This window comes from Phenylobacterium sp., from assembly GCF_036502675.1.
Lineage (GTDB): Bacteria > Pseudomonadota > Alphaproteobacteria > Caulobacterales > Caulobacteraceae > Phenylobacterium.
Map to the genome: position 1 here is coordinate 16,486 of NZ_DASXYF010000005.1, position 21,989 is coordinate 38,474.

Genomic DNA, 21,989 nt, shown 5'->3' on the forward strand with positions numbered 1-21,989 from the left:
GAGCGCGAGCCTGCATGTTGTTGATACGCCACGGCTATGAGATCACGGTGTCCTGTCCGCAGCCGACGCCGATGGTCTGCATGTTGACGGTCCAGCCCGACGGCGCGCCGCCCTTCGCCGAGCCGGAGGCGTTCACCGCCGATCCGGCGATTCCCTCCCACACCTACCGCGACCTGTTCGGCAACGTCTGCCGCCGGCTGATCGCCCCGCCCGGCGTGCTCACCCTGACCAGCGACGCGGTGATCCGGAACGACGGCGAATGGGACCCGCTGGTCCCCGACGCCGGCCAGGCGCCCGTCCAGGACCTGCCCGACGACTGCATGGTCTACCTGATGGGCAGCCGCTATTGCGAGACCGACCGGATGAGCCAGCTCGCCTGGAGCCTGTTCGGCCAGACCGCGCCGGGCTGGGCCCGCGTGCAGGCGATCTGCGACTTCGCCCATGAGCGGATCGGCTTCGACTACCAATGCGCCCGCCCCACCCGCACCGCCTTCGAGGCCTATGAGGAAGGGACCGGCGTCTGCCGCGACTTCGCCCACCTGGCGCTGACCCTCTGCCGCTGCATGAACATCCCGGCCCGCTACGTGAACGGCTACCTGCCGGACATCGGCGTCCCGCCCGGCGGGCCGATGGACTTCTGCGCCTGGATCGAGGTCTATCTGGACGGCCGCTGGCGCCCCTTCGACCCGCGCAACAACGCCCGCCGCATCGGCCGTATCGTGATCGCCCGCGGTCGCGACGCCGCCGACGTGCCGCTCATCAACTCCTTCGGACCGCACACTTTGCAGTCGTTCAAGGTTTGGGCGGACCAAGTCTAATCCCGCCCGGCGCCGCGGCCGCCCTTGTGTTCGCGGCCGATGTAGCTCTCTCGTGGCGCTTCGTGGACCCTGCACTCTCCTCCGGAGCGAAACTTGACGATCGTCGCGGCCCTGCACCACCTCACCCGCTATCGCTACGACCGTCCCGTCGCCCTGGGACCACAGGTGATCCGGCTGCGGCCGGCGCCGCATACCCGCACCCGCGTCGCCAGCTATTCGCTGAAGATCACCCCCGCCGAGCACTTCATCAACTGGCAGCAGGACCCGTTCGGCAACTGGATGGCCAGGCTGGTGTTCCCCAAGCCCGCGACCGAGTTCGCCGTGGAGGTCGACCTCACCGCCGACATGGTGGTGATCAATCCCTTCGACTTCTTCGTCGAGCCCTACGCCGAGGCCCTGCCCTTCGCCTACGAGGAGGATCTCGCCCGCGAGCTCGCCCCCTACCTGCAGGTGGACGAAGACGGGCCGCGCCTGCGCGGCCTCCTCGACGAACTCCCCGCCGAGGCGCCCAACACCGTCAACTTCCTGGTGGACCTCAACGCCCGCATCCAGCGCGACGTGCGCTACGTGGTGCGGATGGACCCGGGGGTGCAGACCCCGGACGAAACCCTGGAGCTGGGCTCCGGCTCCTGCCGCGACTCAGCCTGGCTGCTGGTGCAGGTGGTGCGCGCGCTCGGCCTCGCCGCCCGCTTCGTCTCCGGCTACCTGATCCAGCTCAAGCACGACATCGAGGCCCTGGACGGCCCCACCGGCGCCGGCCACGACTTCACCGACCTGCACGCCTGGGCCGAGGTCTACCTGCCGGGCGCGGGCTGGGTGGGCCTGGACGCCACCTCCGGCCTGATGACCGGCGAGGGCCACATCCCGCTGGCCGCCACCCCGCACTACCGCTCGGCTGCGGCGATCACCGGCCTGGTGGAGCCGGCCGGCGTCGAGTTCCACTTCGAGATGGACGTCCAGCGCCTGGCCGAGCCGGTGCGCATCACCAAGCCCTTCGAGGACGACCGCTGGGCGGCCCTCGACCGCCTGGGCGAGCAGGTCGACACGGACCTCGTCGCCCAGGACGTGCGGCTGACGTTCGGCGGCGAGCCCACCTTCTGCTCGATCGACGACTTCGAATCGCCCGAGTGGAACACCGCCGCCCTGGGTCCGGCCAAGCGCGGCCTGGCCGACCAGCTGGTCCGCCGCCTGGGCGACCGCTTCGCGCCGGGCGGCCTGCTGCACCACGGCCAGGGCAAGTGGTATCCGGGCGAGCCCCTGCCCCGCTGGGCCTTCGCCCTCTACTGGCGCCGCGACGGCGAGGCGGTCTGGCGCGGCGACGCCCAGATCGCCACCGAAGCCACGCCGGAACGCCGCATCGTCCGCGGGACCGGCCACCTGGAGGCCGCCCGCTTCGCCCGCCGCTTCGCCGAGGCGATGGGGCTGGACCCGGGCTGCGTGCTGCCGGCCTTCGAGGACCCGCTGTACTGGATCCTCAAGGAAGGCGAGCTGCCGGTGAACGTGGACCTGGGCGGCGAGACGGTGGATTCCGCGCCCAGCCGCGCCACCCTGCTGCACGCCCTGGAAGGCGGGCTCACCCGCCCCAGCGCCTACATCCTGCCGATCCGCCGCTGGAGCGCCGGGGGCGACGACGGCTGGATGACCGAGACCTGGCGGCTGCGGCGCGGCCGGCTCTTCCTGCTGCCGGGGGATTCGCCGGTGGGCTACCGCCTGCCGCTCTCCAACCTGCCGGAGCTGAAGCCGGAAGAGTACCCGCATGTGGAGGTCCGCGACCCGTTCGAGCCGCGCGGCCCGCTCCCCGCCTACGACGACCTGCGCCGCGGCGCCGAGGCGCCGGCCACCCCGGCCCAGGCCAAGGCCCGCAAGACGGCGAAGGCCGGCCCGGTGCGCACCGCCATGACCTTCGAGCCCCGCGACGGCATCCTCTACGTGTTCATGCCGCCGCTGGCGCGGGCGGAGGAGTATCTGGAGCTGGTGGTGGAGATCGAGGCCATCGCCGCCGAGTCCGGGACGCCTCTGCGCTTCGAGGGCTACGGCCCGCCGCCCGATCCCCGGATCGAGGTGGTGAAGGTGACGCCCGACCCGGGCGTCATCGAGGTCAACATTCAGCCGGCCACGAGCTGGCGCCAGTCGGTGGAGATCACCAACACCATCTACGAGGAGGCCCGGCAGGTCCGCCTGGGCGCCGACAAGTTCATGATCGACGGCCGCCACGGCGGCACCGGCGGCGGCAACCACGTAGTGGTGGGCGGCGCCGTCGCGCCCGATTCGCCGTTCCTGCGCCGGCCTGACCTGCTGAAGAGCCTGTTGATCTACTGGCAGCGCCACCCCTCGCTCTCCTACCTGTTTTCCGGCCTGTTCGTCGGCCCCACCAGCCAGGCGCCGCGGGTGGACGAGGCGCGCCACGACACCCTCTACGAGCTGGAGATCGCCATGGCCGCTGTGCCCGCCCCTGGCGAGGGCGAGCCGCCGCCGCCCTGGCTGGTGGACCGGCTGTTCCGCAACCTGCTGGTCGATGTCGCCGGAAATACTCATAGAACAGAGCTTTGCATCGACAAGCTCTACTCCCCCGACGGACCGGCCGGCCGCCTGGGCCTGGTGGAGTTCCGCGGTTTCGAGATGCCGCCGGACGCGCGCATGAGCCTGGCCCAGCAACTGCTGATCCGCGCGCTCATCGCCTGGTTCTGGCGCGAGCCGCAGGCGGGATCGCTCGTCCGCTGGGGCACGGCGCTGCACGACCGCTTCATGCTGCCCCACCACGTCTGGAGCGACTTCAACGACGTGCTGGCCGACCTTAACCGCACCAGATATCCCTTTGATCCGGTTTGGTTCGAGGCCCAGAGAGCCTTTCGATTCCCGGTCCACGGCGCGGTGGAGCACGGCGGCGTCCAAATGGAGATCCGCCACGCCCTGGAGCCCTGGCACGTCATGGGCGAGGAGAATTCCGCCGGCGGGGCGGTCCGCTTCGTGGACGCCTCGGTGGAGCGGCTGCAGGTGCTCGCCCGCGGCTTCACGCCGGAGCGGCACGTGATCGCCTGCAACGGCCGGGCGCTGCCCATGACCGCCACCGGCGTCCCCGGCGAGGCGGTGGCCGGCGTCCGCTACAAGGCCTGGAAGCCGGAAAGCGGCCTGCACCCCAACCTGCCGGTCAACGCGCCGCTGACCTTCGACATCCTCGACCGCTGGAACCGCCGGTCGCTCGGCGGCTGCGTGTATCATGTGGCCCACCCCGGAGGACGCAGCTACGATACCTTCCCGGTGAATTCGTACGAGGCGCAGGCCAGGCGCCTGGCGCGGTTCCAGGGCCACGGCCATACGCCGGGGTCGGTGGAGCCGCCACCCGACGAGCCGCGGGGAGAGTTTCCGATGACGCTGGACCTGAGGACGCCTGTTGTCCGTTGACCGCACCGCCGCTCGCAGGGCCTCCGACGCCGCGGCCTCGGCGCGCCTCTCCGGCTGGCTGGAGGGCTACCAGGCCCTGCCGGGCATACCAGACGAACTGGTCCAGCCCGACGGTCGCATCCCGGCCCATTGGACGAGGTTTCTCAATGCCTTGGCGGAATTTCCTACAGGAGAGTTCGAGGACCGCTTCACCGTCGCCACCCGCCACATCCGCGACGCCGGCGTCTCCCACCGCATCTATGGCGACGACAACGAGCGCACCTGGCCGCTGAGTCCGCTGCCGCTGATCCTGGGCGAGCAGGAGTGGAGCGAGATCGCCGCCGGCGTCGAGCAGCGGGCCGGCCTGCTGGAGATGCTGCTGGCCGACCTCTACGGCCCCGCCAGGCTGGTGGCCGACGGCGACCTGCCGGCCGCCGCGGTCACCGGCTCCACCGACTACATCCGCGCCATGCGCGGCGTGAAGCCGGTCGGCGGCCGCTACATGCACCTCTACGCCGCCGACCTGGGCCGCGGGCCGGACGGGCGCTGGTGGGTGCTGGGCGACCGGGCGCAGGCCCCCTCGGGCGCCGGCTACGCGCTGGAGAACCGGCTGGTGCTCTCGCGGGCGTTTCCCAACCTTTACAACGCCATGAACGTGCAACGTCTGGCGGGCTTCTTCAGCGAGTTCCGCGCCGGCCTGGCGGCGTCGGCCTCCCGCAGCGACCCGCGCATCTGCCTGATGACCCCGGGGCCGTTCAGCGAGACCTACTTCGAGCAGGCCCACCTCGCCCGCTACCTGGGATTCCTGCTGGTGGAGGGCGACGACCTCGTCGTCCGCGACGGCCAGGCCTATGTGCGCACCATCGCCGGCCTGAAGCGCGCCGACGTCATCTGGCGGCGCGTCGACGCCGACTTCATCGACCCCATGGAGCTGAACAGCGCCTCGCGCCTCGGCGTGCCCGGCCTGATGGAGGCGATTCGCCAGGGCGGCGTCGTGGTGGCCAATGCGCCGGGAACCGGCCTCGTCGAATCGCGGGCGCTGCTCAGCTTCCTGCCGGCGCTGGCCCGCAAGCTGCTGGGCGAGGACCTGAAGCTGCCCAACGTCGCCACCTGGTGGTGCGGGCAGGCCGCCGAGCGCGACCACGTGGAACGCAACCTCGACCGCCTGGCCATCGCCAGCGCCTTCGACGGCTCGCGCTCGGACGGGGCGGACGGCGGCGACCCCCACCTGCTCAGCGCCCTCCCGCCGGGCGCCCGCGACAGCCTGCTCACGGCCATGCGCGCCAGGCCGGTGGACTTCGTGGGCCAGGAGGTGGTCCGCCTCTCCACGACGCCGGCCTGGCGCGACGGCGGACTGAAGCCCAGCCCGTTCGTGCTGCGGGTCTATGCGGCGGCCACCCCCGACGGCTGGAAGATCATGCCGGGCGGCTTCTGCCGGATCTCCAACCAGCCGGACGCGCGGGCCATCTCCATGGGCGGCGGGGCGCAGGCCGCCGACGTCTGGGTGATGTCGGAGCGGCCGGTGGAACGGGTGACGCTGCTGGCCTCCAGCGAGGACGTCCGCATCGTGCGCATCCTCGGCAACCTGCCGAGCCGGGCGGCCGACAACCTGTTCTGGCTCGGCCGCTACCTGGAGCGGGCGGAGGCGACGCTCAGGCTGGTGCGCAGCCTGTGCACCAGCCTGATGGACTCCGACGCCGCCACCCACGGGACCGGCGAGACCCTGGCCCGCATCCAGGGCCTGCTGATCGCCTGGGGCGCCGCCGACAAGGAGGCGCTGAGCGGCAAGGCGGCCGACGCCGCGGCCGCGGCCCTGCACGACGAGGCCGCCTATGGCTCGGCCGTGTCCCTGGTCCGCTCGGCGCGACGCACGGCGGCGGGCATGCGCGAGCGGCTGTCGGAGGACTTCTGGAAGCTGCTGCTCGACCTGGAGACCCGGCTCGCCGGCAGGAGCGGGGACCACCTCACCGAAGCCGAGGGCCTGGCGCGGGCGGACGCAGGCCTGCGGGCGCTGGCCACCCTTTCCGGCCTGGCGCAGGAGAACATGAACAGGGTGGCCGGCTGGCGCTTCCTGGACATCGGCCGGCGCATCGAGCGCGGGATCAACACCTGCCGCTTCGCCCGCCAGTTCGCCGAGGACGAGGCCGGGCAGGACGAACTCGACCTGCTGCTCGACCTGGTGGACAGCCAGATCACCTACCGCTCGCGCTACGTGGTGGGCATCGCGCTGGCCCCCGTGCGCGACCTGGTGCTGCTCGACCCGTTCAACCCGCGCTCCATGGCCTTCCAGGTCGACACCCTGAAGGCGCACCTGGCCGCCCTGCCCCCGCTGCATTTCGACGGCATGCCGGAGGAACCGAACCGCCAGCTCATCCACCTGGCCAGCGAAGTGGAGACCGCCAGGGCCGCCGAGCTGAAGCCGGCCAGGGCGCTCGCCTTCGAGCAGATGCTGATGAAGCTCTCCGAGGCGCTCGCGGCGCGCTACTTCCTGCAGGGCTCCAACGCCACGCCGAGCAAAAGGCTGAGCGGCCTGGCGTGATCTACAATGTGAGCCACCGGACCACCTACCGCTACGAGGACGAAGTGACCTTCGCCCGTTGCGCGCTCAGGCTCACCCCGCGGGAGGGGCCCGACCAGGCGGTGCTGAAGTCCAGCGTGACCGTGAGCCCGACGCCCGTCTCGATGTCCGAGCACATCGGCCAGTTCGGCGAGAAGGTTATGACCGCCCTCCTGGAGCGGCCGCACAAGAAGCTGGTGATCGAGGCCCGCGCCCGCGTCGACGTCCACCGCGTCCCGCCGCCGGAGCCGCTGGGCGGCCTCAGCTGGGAGGTGGTGCGCGAGTTGGCGGTGGGCGCGGAGAGCCTGGAGATCACCTCGCCCGCCAACTTCCTGTTCCCCACCCGCATGACGGGTATCCGCCAGGAGATGACCGACTACGCCCGCCGGGCCTTCGCCCCCGGGCGCCCGGTCATGGCCGCCGCCTTCGAGCTGGCCGCCACCATCAAGCGGGAGTTCGCCTACGACCCCAAGTCCACCGAGGTCTCGACCCCGGCCATCGACGCCTTCCGCGCCCGCCACGGGGTCTGCCAGGACTTCGCCCACATCATGATCTCCGGCCTGCACGGCCTGGGCCTGCCGGCGGCCTATGTCAGCGGCTACCTGCGCACCTTCCCGCCGCCGGGCCAGCCGCGGCTGCAGGGCGCCGACGCCACCCACGCCTGGGTCAACCTGTGGTGCGGCGACGAGGCCGGCTGGGTGGGCTTCGACCCCACCAACGCGGTGATCGCCGCCGACAACCACATCGTGCTGGCGGTGGGCCGCGACTACTCCGACGTGGCCCCGATCGGCGGCGTGGTGCTGGGCTCCGGCGAGCAGAAGATCGACGTCGCCGTGGACGTCGTCCCGGCATAAGGCCGGTCCGGCCGGCCGGCCGGAGATCGCCTGGCCGCCGGAAGCGGCGGAACACCACGTCCCGGCAGGTGTTTTTCCTGCATCCCCCTCAAAGGAGATGCGTCATGGCCGACAAGGATCTGCAGGGCGAAGGCAATTACGACGCCGCCCGCCGCTACCGCAAGGAACAGGAAGAGTTCGCCAGGAGCGGCAAGGTCGAACAGAAGGCCAAGGAGGCCGAGGAGGCCCTCGACGGGCCCGAAGGCGCCGAGTTGGAGAAGGCGCGGCAGGAAACCGGCAAGGGCCACACCCACTAGCGCCGCCGGGTCAGCCCAGGAGCTTGCTCAGCACGTCCGGATGCAGGCTCCAGCCGGCGAACCCCGCCGCCCCCATGACGAGGCCGCCCGCCGCGAACAGCCAGGCGACGGCCAGCACCCACGGTCCGTCCACCAGGGCGGCGACCGCTGCGGTCGCCACGGCGATGGAGAGCATGGCGTCCGAGGCGTCGAACTGGTCGTCGTGCACATTGAGCGCGTCGTAGCGGGCCTGCAGCGCCTCGGCCTGCGCCTTCAGCTTCGGCGCCTCGGCCTGGTACTTGGCGATCTCCGCGGCCAGGGCGCGCTCCTGCTCCTCCGCCATCTCGCCGCCCACCCGGCTCAGGAGGGCGGTCTCCGCCGCCGCGGTCTGGGCGATATGCAGCTTGGTGCGCGTCGCCTGGTATTCGCCCCAGGTGTCGACCGAGTCGGACTTCGCCTGCTGCATGGCCTGGACGATGTTGTCGTCCTTGACCTTGCTCACCCCCATGAACACCGACAGCACCACCACGGTGATCGCCACCGCACGGTTCAGGCTCCGGTTCCTGCCCGTCGCCTCGATCTCGCCTTCCATGGGCGCCTCCGCCGAACCCCGCCCGCGCAGTTCCCGGGCGCCGGCAATCTACCCCCGGCCGGCGCGGTGTGCAGCATGGGCCACGTGGAATGCGCCGGCCGCCGACAGCACGATCCAGTCGCCGGGCCGGGCCACGCCCGGGCCGTCCGGCGTGCGCACCTCGACGGCCCCCGCCTCGCCGGTGGCGCGGCCGTCGTCGCCCAGCCACATGCGGAGCTTGCGCCAGTTGGCGGCGTCGTGGGCCGGCGGCACGCGGAGTGCTGCGCCGTGGTCGATGGCGGGGTTGCGGGCTGATCTCATGGGGTCCTGAACGCGAATCACCTTGCCCGACTTACAAGCTGCTTCGGTCACCAGAACCTTAAGAGTCGTCGGGAGCGGACGCAGCCGCCGCGCTCCGCCCGGGCTCAGTAGTAGATCGGCCCCTTGACCCCGCCACCGCAGGCGATGGCGTCGCCGGTGATCGCCACGCTGCGGGGCGACGCCAGGAAGGCGACGATGTCGGCCACCTCGCCGGCGTCCACCATGCGGCCGATGACGGTCTGGGCGGTCATCCGCTTTTCCATCTCCTCCACGCCGATCCCCAGGGCCTCGGCCCGCCTGGCCAGCATCGGGCCCATCCGCTCGGTGCGGGTCATGCCGGGATGGACGACCGTGACGTTGATCCCGTGGGGGCCCAGCTCGTCGGCCAGGTTCTTGGTCATGGCCGACACCGCCACGTTGCGCACCGAGCCGACCAGCGCCCCGGCGGAGCGGGCGTTCAGGCCGCTGATGTTGACGATCCGCCCCCAGCCCTGCGCGATCATGTAGGGCGCCGCGGCCTGGGCGCAGCGGATGTAGCCCATCACCTTGACGTTCACCTCCTCCCAGAGCAGGGAGCCGGTCACCCCGGCCAGCTTCGGCGGCGGCGTCTCGCCGGCCGGCCGCGCGGCGGAGTTGACCAGGATGTCGAGCCCGCCCAGCGCCGCGGCCGCCGTCTCGACCATCGCCCGGGCCGAGGCGTCGTCGCCGGTGTCGCCGGCGGCGAAGGCCACCTTCGTCCCGACCTCGTCCGACAGCGCGCGGGCCGCCGCCTCCAGCGCCGCGGGGTCGCGGGCCGCGATGGCGACGCTGGCCCCTTCCCGCGCCAGCTGGCGGGCGATCGCCAGGCCGATGCCGCGGCTGCCGCCGGTCACCAGGGCGCGCTTGCCCTTGAGCTGCAGGTCCATCGCCGTCCTCCTCCCCGCGCGGTCCGCCCGCGGCTACAGCTTCAGGGGCTGCACGTATCCCGTCAGCTCAAGATAGCCCCGTCCGCCCGCCGTGGTCACCGCCCCTTCCCAATAAACCGGTCCGCCGGCCGCGCGGCTGTCGAGCTCCTGGTCGTCGAACAGCGGCTTCAGGTGCAGCCGCCGCACGCCCTGCGGCGTGCGCACCGCCAGCGCCTGCTCCACCGGATAGGCCGCCCCGGTGCGCGGCGAGCGCCAGCGGCGCAGAGGCTGGAAGCTCACGTCCCCCGGCGCGAGCCGCACCACCCCGCCCATCGCGTCGCGCCACGATCCGCCGACCCACAGCGCCCGGCCCCGGCCGTCGCGCACCTGGAAGGCCGTCAGCGCGCCGCCGTCGTCGAGGTTCAGTCCCGTCCAGTCCCAGCCCACCGCGCCGCCGCCGAGGATCGCGGACGACCACTCCCGGTCCATCCAGGCCTCGCCGGTCACGGCTGCACTGCGCCCGACCCGCCGCACCGAGCCTGCGACCTTCAGGTGCGGCAGGCTGTAATAGTAGCTGGCCTGGGCCGCCGCCGGCCCCTTGCGGCTGAAGCCGCCCTGCCCCTGCGCCAACGGCGCCTGGGTCGGCGCGAAGTCGAGATCCAGCGCCAGGGCCTCGCCGTCCACATGGACGTGGAAAGCCCCGTCGGCCGTCCGCCACAGCCGCCAGCCGTCCAGCCGCACATCGGCGTCGCCCACCCGCGCCTGGGCCAGGCCGAAGCCCGCGCGCGCCATCCGCTGGTCGTGCGCCAGCCGGCCGGTCCGCGGGTCCGACAGCGCCGCATGGGCGAAGATCACCTGCCGCGCGGAGAAGGCGCTGGGATTGCGCTGGTCCACCGCCGGCCGGGTGCGGAAGAAGGTCGCCTGGAAGCCCAGGTCGCCGCCCTGCGCCGTCCGCAGCCAGCCGGTGAGGTACCACCACTCCGTCCGGTAGTCCGGGTGCGCCCCGTGGTCGGCCGGGAACGCCAGCGCCCGCCCCGGCGTCACCGCCGGATAGGCAGGGAGCACGGGGACGTCGGCGGCCCGGGCGAACCCCGGCTGCAGGGCCGCCGCCAAGCCCAGGCGCGCCAGGCTCCGGCGGGAAAGCTCGCCCATCACCAGTCCTCCCGCACGGCCCGCACCGCGTCGGTGGAGAGCGCGCGCCGCCCGGCCAGCAGGGCCGTTCCCGCCGATGCCGCCACCAGCGCCGCCGCCACCGCCGCGAACAGCCCCCAGGGCGCCTTGGTCTGCATCGTCCAGTGGAACGACTGCGGATTGACCACCCGGATCAGGACCTGGCTCATGGCGAATCCCAGCCCCAGCCCCGCGACCGCCCCCAGCGCGCCCAGCAGCGCGCCCTCCGCCGCCAGCATCACGGCGACCTGCCCGCGGCGCACGCCCACGTGGCGCAGCATGCCGAACTCCCGGGTCCGCGCCAGCGTCTGGGCCGCGAAAGCCGCCGCCGCCCCGGCCAGCCCCACCAGGATGGCGATGGCCTCCAGCAGATAGGTCACCGCGAAACTGCGGTCGAAGATCCGCAGGGCCGCGGCGCGGATCTTCCGCGGCGCCCCCACCGTGGTCCGCCCGGCGATGGCCGGCGGCAGCAGGGCGCGCAGCCGCGCCCCGGTGGCGCGGGGATCGGCGCCGGGCTGCAGCACGATCGCCGCCTCGGTGCGCAGGGCGTCGCCGGTCAGGCGCTGATAGTCGGCGGCGCGCATGGCCAGCGCCCCCTGCTGGCGGGCGTAGTCGCGCCAGATCCCGGCCACCACCACCGGGCTACGCCCGCCCGGCCCCAAGGGCAGGACGATCCGGTCCCCCGGCCGCCAGCGGTAGATCCAGGCGGCGGGCTCGGAGACCCACACCGGCGTCGCGCCCGGGCCCACCGGGCGCGGCTTGCCGATCAGCGGTAGGGTCGAGCCCGCAGAGTCGATGTCGCCCGCCAGCAGCGCGACCGGCGGCTTGTCGGCGGCCAGGCTGAGCGGCGTCAGGCGGCGGAAGCGGATCGCCGCCACTCCGGGCGCGGCGGCCAGCCTGGCCTGGACGCCTGCGTCGAAGCCGCCGCCGCCCTCCACCCGCAGGTAGAGGTCGTCGGGCAGGATCTGGTCCAGCCAGTCCTCCACCGAGCCGCGGAAGCTGGTGACCATCACCGCCATGGCGATCATCAGGCTGGTGGAGGCGACGATGCCGCACAGCGCCAGCGCCGCCTGCGAGGGCGCGCCCCACAGCCGCTTCAGCGCCAGGTCGACAGGCGGGAACCGCGCCGCCCGGCCCTGCAGCGGCCCGAGGATGCGCCGCGCCAGCCAGGGCATGGCCGCCACCCCGCCGCCTAGCAGCAGCGCGATGGACAGGTAGCCGAACACCGAGACCCCGCCGACGGCCGGCGCGAAGGCCGCCGCCGCGCCGGCCGCCAGCAGGGCCGGCGCCGTCCAGCCCAGCCGCCCGCCGCCGGCCTCGGCGCCGTCGCCGGCGGACTTCAGCGCCACCGCCGGCTGGGCGCGCGCCGCCGACCGCGCCGGCAGCAGGCTGCCCAGCAGCGCCGCGGCGAGGCCCAGCGCCAGGAACACGCCGGCCGCCGCCGGCGCGAACACCAGGGCCGGGCGCCCGCCGAAGTAGCCCCCGCCCAGGTCGCCGCCCAGCAGGCTGAGCGCCGCCCAGGCCAGCCCCAGCCCCAGCGCCAGCCCGCACAGCGCGCCGGCCAGCCCCACGATCAGCGCCTCGGCCATCACCTGCGCCAGCAGCGCCCGGCGCGGTGCGCCCAGCACCCGCAGCAAGGCGAACTGCGGCCGCCGCCTGGCCACCGACAGCGACTGGGCGGAATAGACCAGGAAGGCGCCGGTCAGGAGCGCCACCAGGCCCAGCATCTCCAGGTTCACCCGATAGGCCCGGGAGAGCGCGTCGCTGCGCCGCGTCTGGCCGGCGGCGCTGACGATCTCGGCGTCGGGCGGCAGGATCGCCGCCGCCGCCGTCCGCACCGCCTGCGGGTCGGCGCCCGGCGCCAGCCGCAGGTCGATGCGCTGCAGCCGGCCGAGCTGGCCGAAGCGCCACTGGGCGGCGGCGATGTCGACCACCGCCAGCCTGCGCCCCTCCCCCGCCCCCGGCAGCATGCCGGCCACGCGGAACCTGGCCACGCGGCCCGCGGCGGCCAGGGTGATCGTGTCGCCGACCCGGGCGCCCGTCGCCTCCAGCGCCGCCGGCGACAGGGCGACGGCCTCGGCGTCGAAGGGATCGGCGGCGGCCGCCGGTCCCAGCAGCGCCGGCGTCACCGAGGCGGCCCGCAGCACGTCGAGGCCAATCAGCGTCAGGTCGCCGACCGCCTCGGCCGAGGCCGGCAGCTCCACCACCGGACTGGCCGCGGCGACCCCCGCGGCCCGCGCCGCCCGCGGATAGAGGGCCTCGTCGAATCCCAGCGGCGACCGCGACCGCACCTGCAGGTCCGCATCGCCGTTGACGGTGCTGAGCGCATGGGAGAATTCGTTCAGCGCCGAGGCGTTCACCAGATGGACGGCGAAGCCCAGGGCGACGCCGACGGCGATGGCCAGCGCCGCGGTGGCCACCCGCACCGGATGCGCCCGCCATTCGCCCAGGATCATCCACAGCGCGGCCGTGCGGCTTGGCCGGGCGCGGCTAGCCATGCCGCGCCACGAGCCCCGCGGGCGTCAGCGTCAGGACGCGATCGGCCGCAGCGGCGGCCACCTCGGAGTGGGTCACCAGGATCGTCGCGGCGCCCAGGCCGCGAACCTGGGCGGCGAACAGGTCGAGGACCCGGCGGGCGGTCTCCGGGTCCAGGTTGCCGGTGGGCTCGTCGGCCAGGATCAGCGCCGGCCGGTGCGCCAGCGCCCGGGCGATGGCCACCCGCTGCAGTTCGCCGCCGGACAGTTGGCGCGGATAGTCGGCGCCGCGGCCGTCCAGCCCCACGGCGGCCAGCTCCTGCGTCGCCCGCGCCAGCGCCTCGCCGACCGGGGCATGCTGCAGGGCGAGCGGCAGGGCGACGTTCTGCGCCAGGGTCAGGTGGGGCAGGATGTGGAAGGCCTGGAAGACGAAGCCGATGCGGTCGCGGCGCAACAGCGTGCGGGCGTCGTCGTCGAGCGTCTCCAGGGCGACGCCGTCGATTCGCACCTGCCCGGCCTCAGGCAGGTCCAGGCCGGCGATCAGGTTGAGCAGGGTCGATTTGCCGACGCCCGATTCGCCCATCACCGCCACGAACTCGCCCGCGGTCACGGTCAGGTCCAGCCCTGCGAACAGCACGCGGCCCGCGGGCGTGGATTTGGCCAAGCCGGAAAGCGTCAGCAGCGCCGGCTCGGGGGGGCGGACAGGCGGCATTGCGCCCCCTATCGCCCCCCCGGACCCGGAACTCAATCCCGGCGGTCGATCAGCCGGCGGGCGCGGCCTTCGCCTTGCGGGTCTTGGCGACCGGCGCGGCTGCGGCGGGACGACGCCCGCCCTGGCCCAGGCCCATGGACTTGGCCAGCGTCGAGCGGGCGGCGGCGTAGGACGGGGCCACCATCGGGTAATCCTTCGGCAGGCCCCATTTGGCGCGGTATTCTTCGGGCGACAGGTTGTACTTCGTCCGCAGGTGCCGCTTCAGGCTTTTGAACTTGCGGCCGTCCTCGAGGCAGATGATGGCGTCCGGGGTGATCGATTTCTTGACCGAAACCGCCGGCGTCTTCTGCTCCACCGGCGGCGCCTGCGGCGCCGAGATTCCGGCCAGGGCGGCGTGCACGTTCTTGATCAGGGACGGAAGGTCGCCGACCGCAGCGCTGTTGTTTCCGACGTAGTTGGCGACGATATGGGCCGTGAGGTCCATGATGTCGATCTTCTGCTCTTCCATCACAATCTCCAAGTCAGTGACCTGGAAATACGGTTGATTGAACTGATTCACAAGTCTTCTTGTAATGCGCTGCTGTGCGATTGGATTATGCCGCTGCGCGAAATCCTGGCCATCAAGTGTTCACCCCGCCACAGGTCGGCGGATTCGCCGTCGTCGTGCTCCCGCAGGAGCCGGCGAGCGAATTGCAGAGCTCCGGAGCGCGAACATTCCGGAAGAACTTGGAAGTACGGCACCTCACAGGTGCGGTGATTGATGTAGCAGAGGTAGGGCATGGACGGGGGTCTCGCCGGCTGGACTGCAACTGGATCGCCCCCCGGCGTCCCCGACCGCACTGTTCATCGGCTGGTCGGGACAAGCTTTGCCGCAGAACCTGGGCGGCTCTGTGGCGGGATTGTCCCTGTTTTCCGCCACATGCCGCGAAAGGGTGCGGCAGATTGGCTCAGGCGGGACCCTTGAAAGCGGCCCTCGCGCCAGTACCCCTATCGCAGCATCGCCGCCAGCTCGGCGGCGAATCCCCCGTAGCCGCCCTGGGCGTAGAGCAGCGGCTGGCAACTGGCGTGCCCCAGGGTCACGTGGCGCACGGCGCCCAGCAGGATCCCGTGGGTGCCGGCTTCCAGCACCCGGTCGAGGTGGCAGTCGAAGGCGGCCATGGCGGTGGCCAGCACCGGCGCGCCGGTGGACTGCCGGACCCATTCGCCGAGCTGGAACTTCTCCGCCGCCGGCAGCGTGCCGGCGAACCGGTCGGCCACCGCCGCGTCCTCCAGCGACAGCACGCTGACCGCGAAATAGCCGGCCTCGACGATCGGGGCGAAGGTGTTGCTGGCCCGGTTCAGGCAGCACAGCAGCATCGGCGGGTCGGCCGAGAGCGAACAGACCGCCGTGGCGGTCAGGCCGTTGCGGGAACCGTCCGGCCGCTGGGTGGTGATGATGCAGACGCTGGCGCCCAGCCGGCGCATGCCCTGCTTGAAGTCTCCCGGATCGACCGACATCCGCGCGCCCTTTCGACGTCTGCTCCCTATTCTTCTCTTCCTAGAGTGCGCGCGGCGCAATTCAAACCGAAGCCGCCGCCTGGGCTTTCCGCAGCCGCCGATAGGCGTGCAGCAGGGGTTCGGTGTAGCCGTTGGGCTGCTCGACGCCCTTGAACACCAGGTCGCTCGCGGCCCTGAAGGCGATGCTGTCGTGCGGCGCCGGGGCCATCGGACGGTAGAGCGGGTCGCCGGCGTTCTGCTGATCGACCACGGCGGCCATGCGCCTCAGCGCCGCCTCCACCTGCTCGCGGCTGCAGATTCCGTGCAAAAGCCAGTTGGCCAGCATCTGGCTGGAGATCCGCAGGGTGGCGCGGTCCTCCATCAGGCCCACGTCATGGATGTCCGGCACCTTGGAGCAGCCGACGCCCTGGTCGATCCAGCGCACCACATAGCCCAGGATGCCCTGGCAGTTGTTCTCCAGCTCCTCGCGCACCTCGGCCTCGGACCAGTTGTGGTCCCCGGCCAGCGGCAGGGCGAGCAGCGCCTCCACCGGCGTCGGCGCCCGGTCCTTCAGCGCCGCCTGCCGCGTGGCCACGTCCACCTGGTGGTAGTGCAGCGCGTGCAGCGTGGCCGCCGTCGGCGACGGCACCCAGGCGGCGTTCGCCCCGGCCTGCGGATGGGCGGCCTTGGTCGCCAGCATCTCGGCCATCCGGTCGGGCGTCGCCCACATCCCCTTGCCGATCTGCGCCTTGCCGGAGAAGCCCGCCGCCAGGCCCGCGTCGACGTTGCGGTCCTCATAGGCCAGCAGCCAGCCTTGCGACTTCATCGCGCCCTTTCTCACCATAGCGCCGGCTTGCATGTCCGTGTGGATCTCGTCGCCGGTGCGGTCGAGGAAGCCGGTGTTGATGAACACCACCCGGTCTTTCACGGCGCGAATGGTCTCCTTCAGGTTGGCGCTGGTGCGCCGCTCCTCGTCCATCACCCCGATCTTCAGGGTGTGACGCGGCAGGCCCGCCAGGTCCTCGCAGGCGTCGAACAGGTCGTTGGCGAAAGCCGCTTCGGCCGGCCCGTGCATCTTCGGCTTGACGATATAGGCCGAGCCCTCGCGGCTGTTGCGGAACCGCCCCAGCCCTTTGATATCGTGCAGGGCGGCCAGCGCCGTCACCGCCCCGTCGACCACACCCTCCGGCGCCTCCGACCCGTCGGGCAGCAGCACCATGTCGGTGGTCATCAGGTGGCCGACGTTGCGGAAGAACATCAGGCTGCGCCCGGGCAGGGCGACCGTGCCGCCCCCGGGCGCCTGGTAGGTGCGGTCCGGTTCCAGGCTCCGCTCCAGCGTCTTGCCGCCCTTGTCGAACTCCACCGCCAGCGTGCCGCGCAGCAGGCCCAGCATGTTGCGGTAGAGGACGACCTTGTCCTCGGCGTCCACCGCCGCGACCGAGTCCTCCAGGTCCATGATCGTGGTCACCGCCGACTCCAGCACCACGTCGGCCATGCCCGCCGCGTCCGTCCGGCCGATGGGATGGCCGCGGTCGATACGGATCTCCAGGTGCAGGCCGTGGTGGCGCAGCAGGATCGCGGCGGGCGTCTCCGCCGGCCCTTGCCAGCCCGCCAGCGCCCCGGCGTCCGCCAGTCCGACGATGCGCCCGTCCGCCAGCGTCACCGCCAGCGCCCCGTCCGTCACCGCATAGGCCGCCGCGTCGGCGTGACTGCCGCCCGCCAGCGCCGCCGCCTGGTCCAGCACCCCCCGCGCCCTGGCGATCACCTTCGCGCCGCGCACCGGGTTGTACGCCCCGCCCCGCTCCGCACCGCCGTCCTCGGGGATGGCGTCGGTCCCGTAGAGCGCGTCGTAGAGGCTGCCCCAGCGGGCGTTGGCGGCGTTCAGCGCATAGCGGACGATGGACAGCGGCACCACCAGCTGTGGCCCGGCGGTCTTCGCCACCTCCGCGTCGACGTTCTGCGTGGCGATGGCGAAGTCCGGCCCCTCCGGGACCAGGTAGCCCAGCTCGGTCAGGAACGCCTTCTGCGCCTGCGGCGACGGCGACGGCGCGCCCTTGTCCCGTCCCGCCGCCAGCCAGGCGTCGATGGCCGCCTGCAACCGGTCGCGCTCGGCCAGCAGCGCGCGGTTGCGCGGCGCGAACTCGGCCAACAGCCGGGCGAACCCCGCCCACCAGGCGTCGGGATCGACCCCGGTCCCCGGCGCGGCCTCGCCGCCCACGTAGTCATAGAGGGCCTGCGCCACCTTCAGGCCATGGACGTCCACATAGTCCGAGGTCAGGCCGCTCACCACGCACGCTCCATCGCAAGCTCTCCCCGGCGCGTTGCGGCCGGGTTCGCCCGCCTTCTCCGCAACCTGGCCCTGCGGGTCAACCCGTCCGGCCCCGCGCCCGCCGCCCGGCGCTTGTCGGTGCTCCGGCGGCCCCCTAAAACGGCGCCATGTCGCCGAAGATGCCCACCCCAGACAGCGATGTGCTCGCCCACCGCGGCGAGATCCTGGCGGCGATGCGCGCGATCCTGCCCCCCGACGGCGTCATCGACCATCCGGACGCCCTTCGCGTCTACGAGACCGACGGCCTGACCGCCTACCGCCAGGTCCCGATGCTGGTGGTCCTGCCGGAGACCACGGCCCAGGTCGCCGAGATCCTCGCCTGGTGCCACGACCACGGCGTCCGCGTGACGCCCCGCGGCTCCGGCACCTCGCTGTCCGGCGGCGCCCTGCCGCTGGAGGACGCCGTCCTGCTCGGCATGGCCCGCTGCAACCAGGTTCTGGAGGTCGACCTGGAGAACCGCCTGGCCGTCGTCCAGCCCGGCGTCACCAACCTGGCGGTCACCCAGGCCGTGGAGGCCGACGGCTTCTTCTACGCCCCCGATCCCTCCAGCCAGATCGCCTGCTCCATCGGCGGCAACGTGGCGGAGAACTCCGGCGGGGTGCATTGCCTGAAATACGGCCTGACCACCCACAACGTCATGGGCGTCACCCTGGTGCTGATCACCGGCGAGGTGGTCACGCTCGGCGGACGCGCCCCCGACGCCCCGGGCCTCGACCTGCTGGGCGTGGTGGTGGGCTCCGAGGGCCTGCTGGGCGTGGTGACCGAGGTCATCGTCCGCCTGTTGCCGGCCGCCGAATGCGCCCGCGCCGCATTGCTGGGTTTCCCGACCCTGGAGGGCGCCGCGCAGTGCGTCGCCGACATCATGGCCGCGGGCATCGTCCCGGCCGGCCTGGAGATGATGGACCGCCGCGCCATCCACGCCGCCGAGGCCTTCGTCGGCGCGGGCTATCCGCTCGACGCCGAGGCCCTGCTGATTGTCGAACTCGACGGCCCCCCGGCCGAGTGCGACCACTTGCTGGAGGAGGTCTGCGCCATCGCCCGCGCCAACGGCGAGACCACCGTGCGCGTCGCCGCCGACGACGCCGAGCGCGACCGTTTCTGGGCCGGCCGCAAGGCCGCCTTCCCCGCCGTGGGCCGCATCTCGCCCGACTACTACTGCATGGACGGCACCATCCCCCGCCGCGCCCTGCCCAAGGTGCTGGGCCGCATCGAGCAGATGTCGCAGGCCTGCGGCCTGGCGGTGGCCAACGTGTTCCACGCCGGCGACGGCAACCTGCACCCCCTGATCCTCTACGACGCCAACCGCCCCGGCGAGCTGGAGCAGGCCGAGGCCTTCGGCGCCGACATCCTCAGGCTCTGCGTCGAGGTGGGCGGCGTGCTCACCGGCGAGCATGGCGTCGGCGTCGAGAAGCGCGACCTGATGCCCGTGATGTTCACCGAGGCCGACCTGGAGCAGCAGCAACGGCTGAAGCAGGCCTTCGACCCCGACCTGCTGTTCAACCCCGGCAAGGTGTTCCCCACCCTGCACCGCTGCGCCGAGCTCGGCCGCGTGCACGTCCACGGCGGCGCCGTGCCGTTCCCCGACCTGCCGCGTTTCTGATGGCGGCGTTCCAGCCCGCCGACGTCCGCGAGGCGGCCGACATCGTCCGCCAGGCCGCCGCCGAGGGCCGGCGCCTGGAGATCCGCGGCGGCGGCTCCAAGGCCGCCTACGGCGCGGGCCCCGCCGCCGACATCGACATCGACATCCTCGACACCGGCCGCCTGGTCGCCATCGTCGACTACGATCCGCAGGAGCTGGTGCTCACCGCCCAGGCCGGCGCCAGGCTTTCGGACATCGAGCCCCTGCTGGCCGGGAACCGCCAGATGCTGGCCTTCGAGCCGCCCCGGCTCAACGCGCTGCTGGGCTCCGCCGCCGAGCCCACCCTGGGCGGGATCCTCGCCGCCAACCTCGCCGGCCCGCGGCGCCTGTCGGCCGGGGCGGCCCGCGACCACTTCCTGGGTTTCGAGGCGGTCTCCGGACGCGGCCTCGCCTTCAAGGCCGGCGGGCGGGTGGTGAAGAACGTCGCCGGCTTCGACCTGCCCAAGCTGATGGCCGGCGCCTGGGGCGCCCTGGCGGCGCTGACCACCGTCACCGTCAAGGTGGTCCCCCGTCCCCGCACCGCCGCCACCGTCGTGCTCGTCGAGCTTTCCGACGCCCGCGCCGTCCAGGCCATGACCGCGGCCCTGCGCCTGCCGGCGGAGGTGTCCGGCGCCGCCCACCTGCCGCAGATGGACGGCCAGGCGGTGACCGCCCTGCGGGTCGAGGGCTTCGCCCCCTCGGTCGCCGTCCGCGTCGAGCGGCTAAAGTCCACGCTGAAGGGCTTCGGCGAGATCGTCGTCCTGGACGAGGCCGACACCACCGAGCTCTGGGCCTCGGTTCGCGAGGTCGCGCCGCTGGCCGCCCGCCCCGGCGCGCTCTGGCGCCTCTCGCTGCCCCCTACCCACGGCGCGCGGGCCACGGCGGCGCTCGCCGGCGACGGCGCGCGCTGGATCTACGACTGGGCCGGCGGCCTGGTCTGGCTCTCCCTGGCCGAGCCGCGCGCCGCCCGGGTCCGCGCCGTGGCGGGCGAGCTGGGCGGCCACGCCACCCTGGTCCGCAGCGACCGCACGGCCGGCGCCCCGGCCTTCCACCCGGAGGCCCCGGCCGTAGCCGCCCTGACCGCCCGGGTCCGCACCGCCTTCGATCCGCAGGGCGTGTTCGCCGACCGCCGGGGGCTGGGCTCATTGGGATCGGGCGCATGAAGACCGAGTTCGCCCCCGCTCTCCTGACCGACCCGGCCAACGCCGCCTCGGAGGCGGAGATCCGCCGCTGCGTCCGCTGCGGCTTCTGCACCGCCACCTGCCCGACCTACGTCCTGCTGGGCGACGAGCTCGACAGCCCCCGGGGCCGCATCTACCTGATCAAGGAGATGCTGGAGACCCAGGCCCAGCCCTCGGCCGAGGTGGTCAGGCACATCGACCGCTGCCTCTCCTGCCTAGCCTGCGTCACCACCTGCCCGTCGGGCGTCGACTACCGCCGCCTGATCGACCACGCCCGCGCCTATGTCCACGCGCACTTCCGCCGCCCGGCGCTCGAGCGCGTCTACCGCAGCCTCCTGGCCGCGGTGCTGCCCCATCCCGCCCGCTTCCGCGCCGCCCTGGCGCTGGCCCGCCTGGCCAGGCCGCTCGCCCCGCTGCTGCGCCGGGCCCCCGCCCTCGGGCCCGCCGCGGCCATGCTGGACCTCGCCCCCGCCCGCGCGCACCCCGCGCCCCGCCCGCCGTCCGCCCGCGCTGCGCCCGGCAAGGGCCGGGTCGCCCTGCTGCGCGGCTGCGCCGAGCCGGTCCTGCGCCCGCAGGTGCGCGCCGCGACGCTGCGCCTGTTCGCCCGCATGGGCCTGGAGGTGGCCGAGGCGCCGGGCGAGGTCTGCTGCGGCGCCCTGGTCCACCACCTGGGACGGGAGGACGCCGCCAAGGCCGCCGCCCGCGCCAACGTCGACGCCTGGACCCGGCTGATCGAGGCCGGCGGCCTCGACGCCATCGTGGTCACCGCCGCCGGCTGCGGAACCAGCCTGAAGACCTACGGCGAGCTGCTGGCCCACGACCCGGCCTACGCCGCCGGGGCCGCCCGGGTCAGCGCGCTCGCCAGGGACGTCAGCGAAGTGGTGGCCGAGCACGGCCTGCCCCCCGCCGCCGTCCCGCGGCGGCTGACGGTCGCCTACCAGTCCGCCTGCTCCCTGCAGCACGGCCAGGGGGTGCGCGAGGCGCCGCTGCGCCTGCTGCGCGACGCGGGCTTCACCGTGAAGGAGCCGGCGGAGAGCCACCTCTGCTGCGGCTCGGCGGGGACCTACAACATCCTGCAGCCGGAGATCGCGGCGCGGCTCAAGGCCCGCAAGCTCGACCGCCTGGTCCGTCTCGCCCCCGACGTGGTCGCCACCGGCAACATCGGCTGCCTCACCCAGCTGGCGGGCGGGAGCGCCGTCCCGGTGGTCCACACCGTCGAGCTGCTGGACTGGGCGACCGGCGGGCCCGCGCCCCCGGAGCTGGCCGAGCCGGCCAAGCCCTGAACGGACGGCGGCTCCCCCGCCCGCACGACAGGGGAGCCGCTGATCGATCCTGGCGATGGGGGCACAATCAGGACCGACCCGTCG

General features: G+C 73.1%; 17 protein-coding genes. 8 read left to right on the forward strand and 9 right to left on the reverse strand.

Translation table 11 applies throughout. The features are described from left to right. The first annotated feature begins 14 nt into the window (after positions 1-14). The 5 genes from VGL30_RS00720 (at position 15) to VGL30_RS00740 (ending at position 7,906) form a co-directional block, all read left to right on the forward strand. Positions 15-818, forward strand: coding sequence for a transglutaminase family protein (locus VGL30_RS00720; protein ID WP_331535743.1), 804 nt, complete (start codon positions 15-17; stop codon positions 816-818). A 93-nt stretch (positions 819-911) separates the two neighbouring features. Then, positions 912-4,220, forward strand: a complete 3,309-nt coding sequence (locus tag VGL30_RS00725; RefSeq protein WP_331535745.1) for a transglutaminase family protein — start codon at positions 912-914, stop codon at positions 4,218-4,220. Continuing rightward, positions 4,210-6,738: a circularly permuted type 2 ATP-grasp protein gene (locus VGL30_RS00730; protein ID WP_331535747.1), complete on the forward strand. Its 2,529-nt coding sequence runs from the start codon at positions 4,210-4,212 to the stop codon at positions 6,736-6,738. Before VGL30_RS00725 ends, VGL30_RS00730 begins: the two co-directional genes overlap by 11 nt. After that, the gene (locus VGL30_RS00735; RefSeq protein WP_331535749.1) at positions 6,735-7,610 is read left to right on the forward strand and encodes a transglutaminase family protein; all 876 of its coding nucleotides are present in this window, start codon (positions 6,735-6,737) and stop codon (positions 7,608-7,610) included. Before VGL30_RS00730 ends, VGL30_RS00735 begins: the two co-directional genes overlap by 4 nt. Positions 7,611-7,714: 104 nt before the next feature. Continuing rightward, positions 7,715-7,906 (forward strand): hypothetical protein, encoded by a 192-nt coding sequence (locus VGL30_RS00740; protein ID WP_331535751.1) that lies wholly within the window; start codon positions 7,715-7,717, stop codon positions 7,904-7,906. A 10-nt stretch (positions 7,907-7,916) separates the two neighbouring features. Here VGL30_RS00740 and VGL30_RS00745 read toward each other — a convergent pair whose 3' ends face one another. The 9 genes from VGL30_RS00745 to VGL30_RS00785 form a co-directional block, all read right to left on the reverse strand. Continuing rightward, the gene (locus tag VGL30_RS00745) at positions 7,917-8,477 is read right to left on the reverse strand and encodes a DUF4337 domain-containing protein (RefSeq protein WP_331535753.1); all 561 of its coding nucleotides are present in this window, start codon (positions 8,475-8,477) and stop codon (positions 7,917-7,919) included. 48 nt (positions 8,478-8,525) lie between these two features. Continuing rightward, positions 8,526-8,777: a hypothetical protein gene (locus VGL30_RS00750; protein WP_331535755.1), complete on the reverse strand. Its 252-nt coding sequence runs from the start codon at positions 8,775-8,777 to the stop codon at positions 8,526-8,528. A 104-nt stretch (positions 8,778-8,881) separates the two neighbouring features. Continuing rightward, a complete protein-coding gene (locus tag VGL30_RS00755) occupies positions 8,882-9,682 on the reverse strand; it encodes an SDR family NAD(P)-dependent oxidoreductase (protein ID WP_331535757.1) in 801 nt (266 codons plus the stop codon). Between the two features lie 33 nt (positions 9,683-9,715). Further along, entirely contained in the window at positions 9,716-10,813 is a 1,098-nt protein-coding gene (locus VGL30_RS00760; RefSeq protein ID WP_331535759.1) for a carotenoid 1,2-hydratase, read from the reverse strand. After that, entirely contained in the window at positions 10,813-13,329 is a 2,517-nt protein-coding gene (locus tag VGL30_RS00765; protein ID WP_331535761.1) for an ABC transporter permease, read from the reverse strand. The genes VGL30_RS00760 and VGL30_RS00765 overlap by 1 nt, the downstream gene beginning before the upstream one ends. Then, on the reverse strand, positions 13,322-14,017 hold the full coding sequence (locus tag VGL30_RS00770) for an ABC transporter ATP-binding protein (protein WP_331535763.1): 696 nt from the start codon (positions 14,015-14,017) through the stop codon (positions 13,322-13,324). The genes VGL30_RS00765 and VGL30_RS00770 overlap by 8 nt, the downstream gene beginning before the upstream one ends. Positions 14,018-14,066: 49 nt before the next feature. Continuing rightward, positions 14,067-14,525 (reverse strand): MucR family transcriptional regulator, encoded by a 459-nt coding sequence (locus VGL30_RS00775; RefSeq protein ID WP_331535765.1) that lies wholly within the window; start codon positions 14,523-14,525, stop codon positions 14,067-14,069. 479 nt (positions 14,526-15,004) lie between these two features. Then, on the reverse strand, positions 15,005-15,514 hold the full coding sequence (locus VGL30_RS00780) for a flavin reductase family protein (protein WP_331535767.1): 510 nt from the start codon (positions 15,512-15,514) through the stop codon (positions 15,005-15,007). A 61-nt stretch (positions 15,515-15,575) separates the two neighbouring features. After that, positions 15,576-17,780: a malate synthase G gene (locus VGL30_RS00785; protein WP_331535769.1), complete on the reverse strand. Its 2,205-nt coding sequence runs from the start codon at positions 17,778-17,780 to the stop codon at positions 15,576-15,578. Positions 17,781-17,929: 149 nt separating this feature from the next. Between VGL30_RS00785 and VGL30_RS00790 the strand changes: the two genes are divergently transcribed. The 3 genes from VGL30_RS00790 to glcF are packed head-to-tail and all read left to right on the forward strand — an operon-like array spanning position 17,930 to position 21,905. Beyond that, a complete protein-coding gene (locus tag VGL30_RS00790) occupies positions 17,930-19,423 on the forward strand; it encodes an FAD-linked oxidase C-terminal domain-containing protein (RefSeq protein WP_331535771.1) in 1,494 nt (497 codons plus the stop codon). Continuing rightward, on the forward strand, positions 19,423-20,604 hold the full coding sequence (gene glcE, locus VGL30_RS00795) for a glycolate oxidase subunit GlcE (RefSeq protein ID WP_331535773.1): 1,182 nt from the start codon (positions 19,423-19,425) through the stop codon (positions 20,602-20,604). The genes VGL30_RS00790 and glcE overlap by 1 nt, the downstream gene beginning before the upstream one ends. Continuing rightward, positions 20,601-21,905 carry a glycolate oxidase subunit GlcF gene (gene glcF / locus VGL30_RS00800; RefSeq protein ID WP_331535775.1) on the forward strand — a complete coding sequence of 435 codons (1,305 nt, stop codon included), beginning with the start codon at positions 20,601-20,603 and terminating at the stop codon, positions 21,903-21,905. The genes glcE and glcF overlap by 4 nt, the downstream gene beginning before the upstream one ends. The last annotated feature ends 84 nt before the right edge of the window (positions 21,906-21,989 follow it).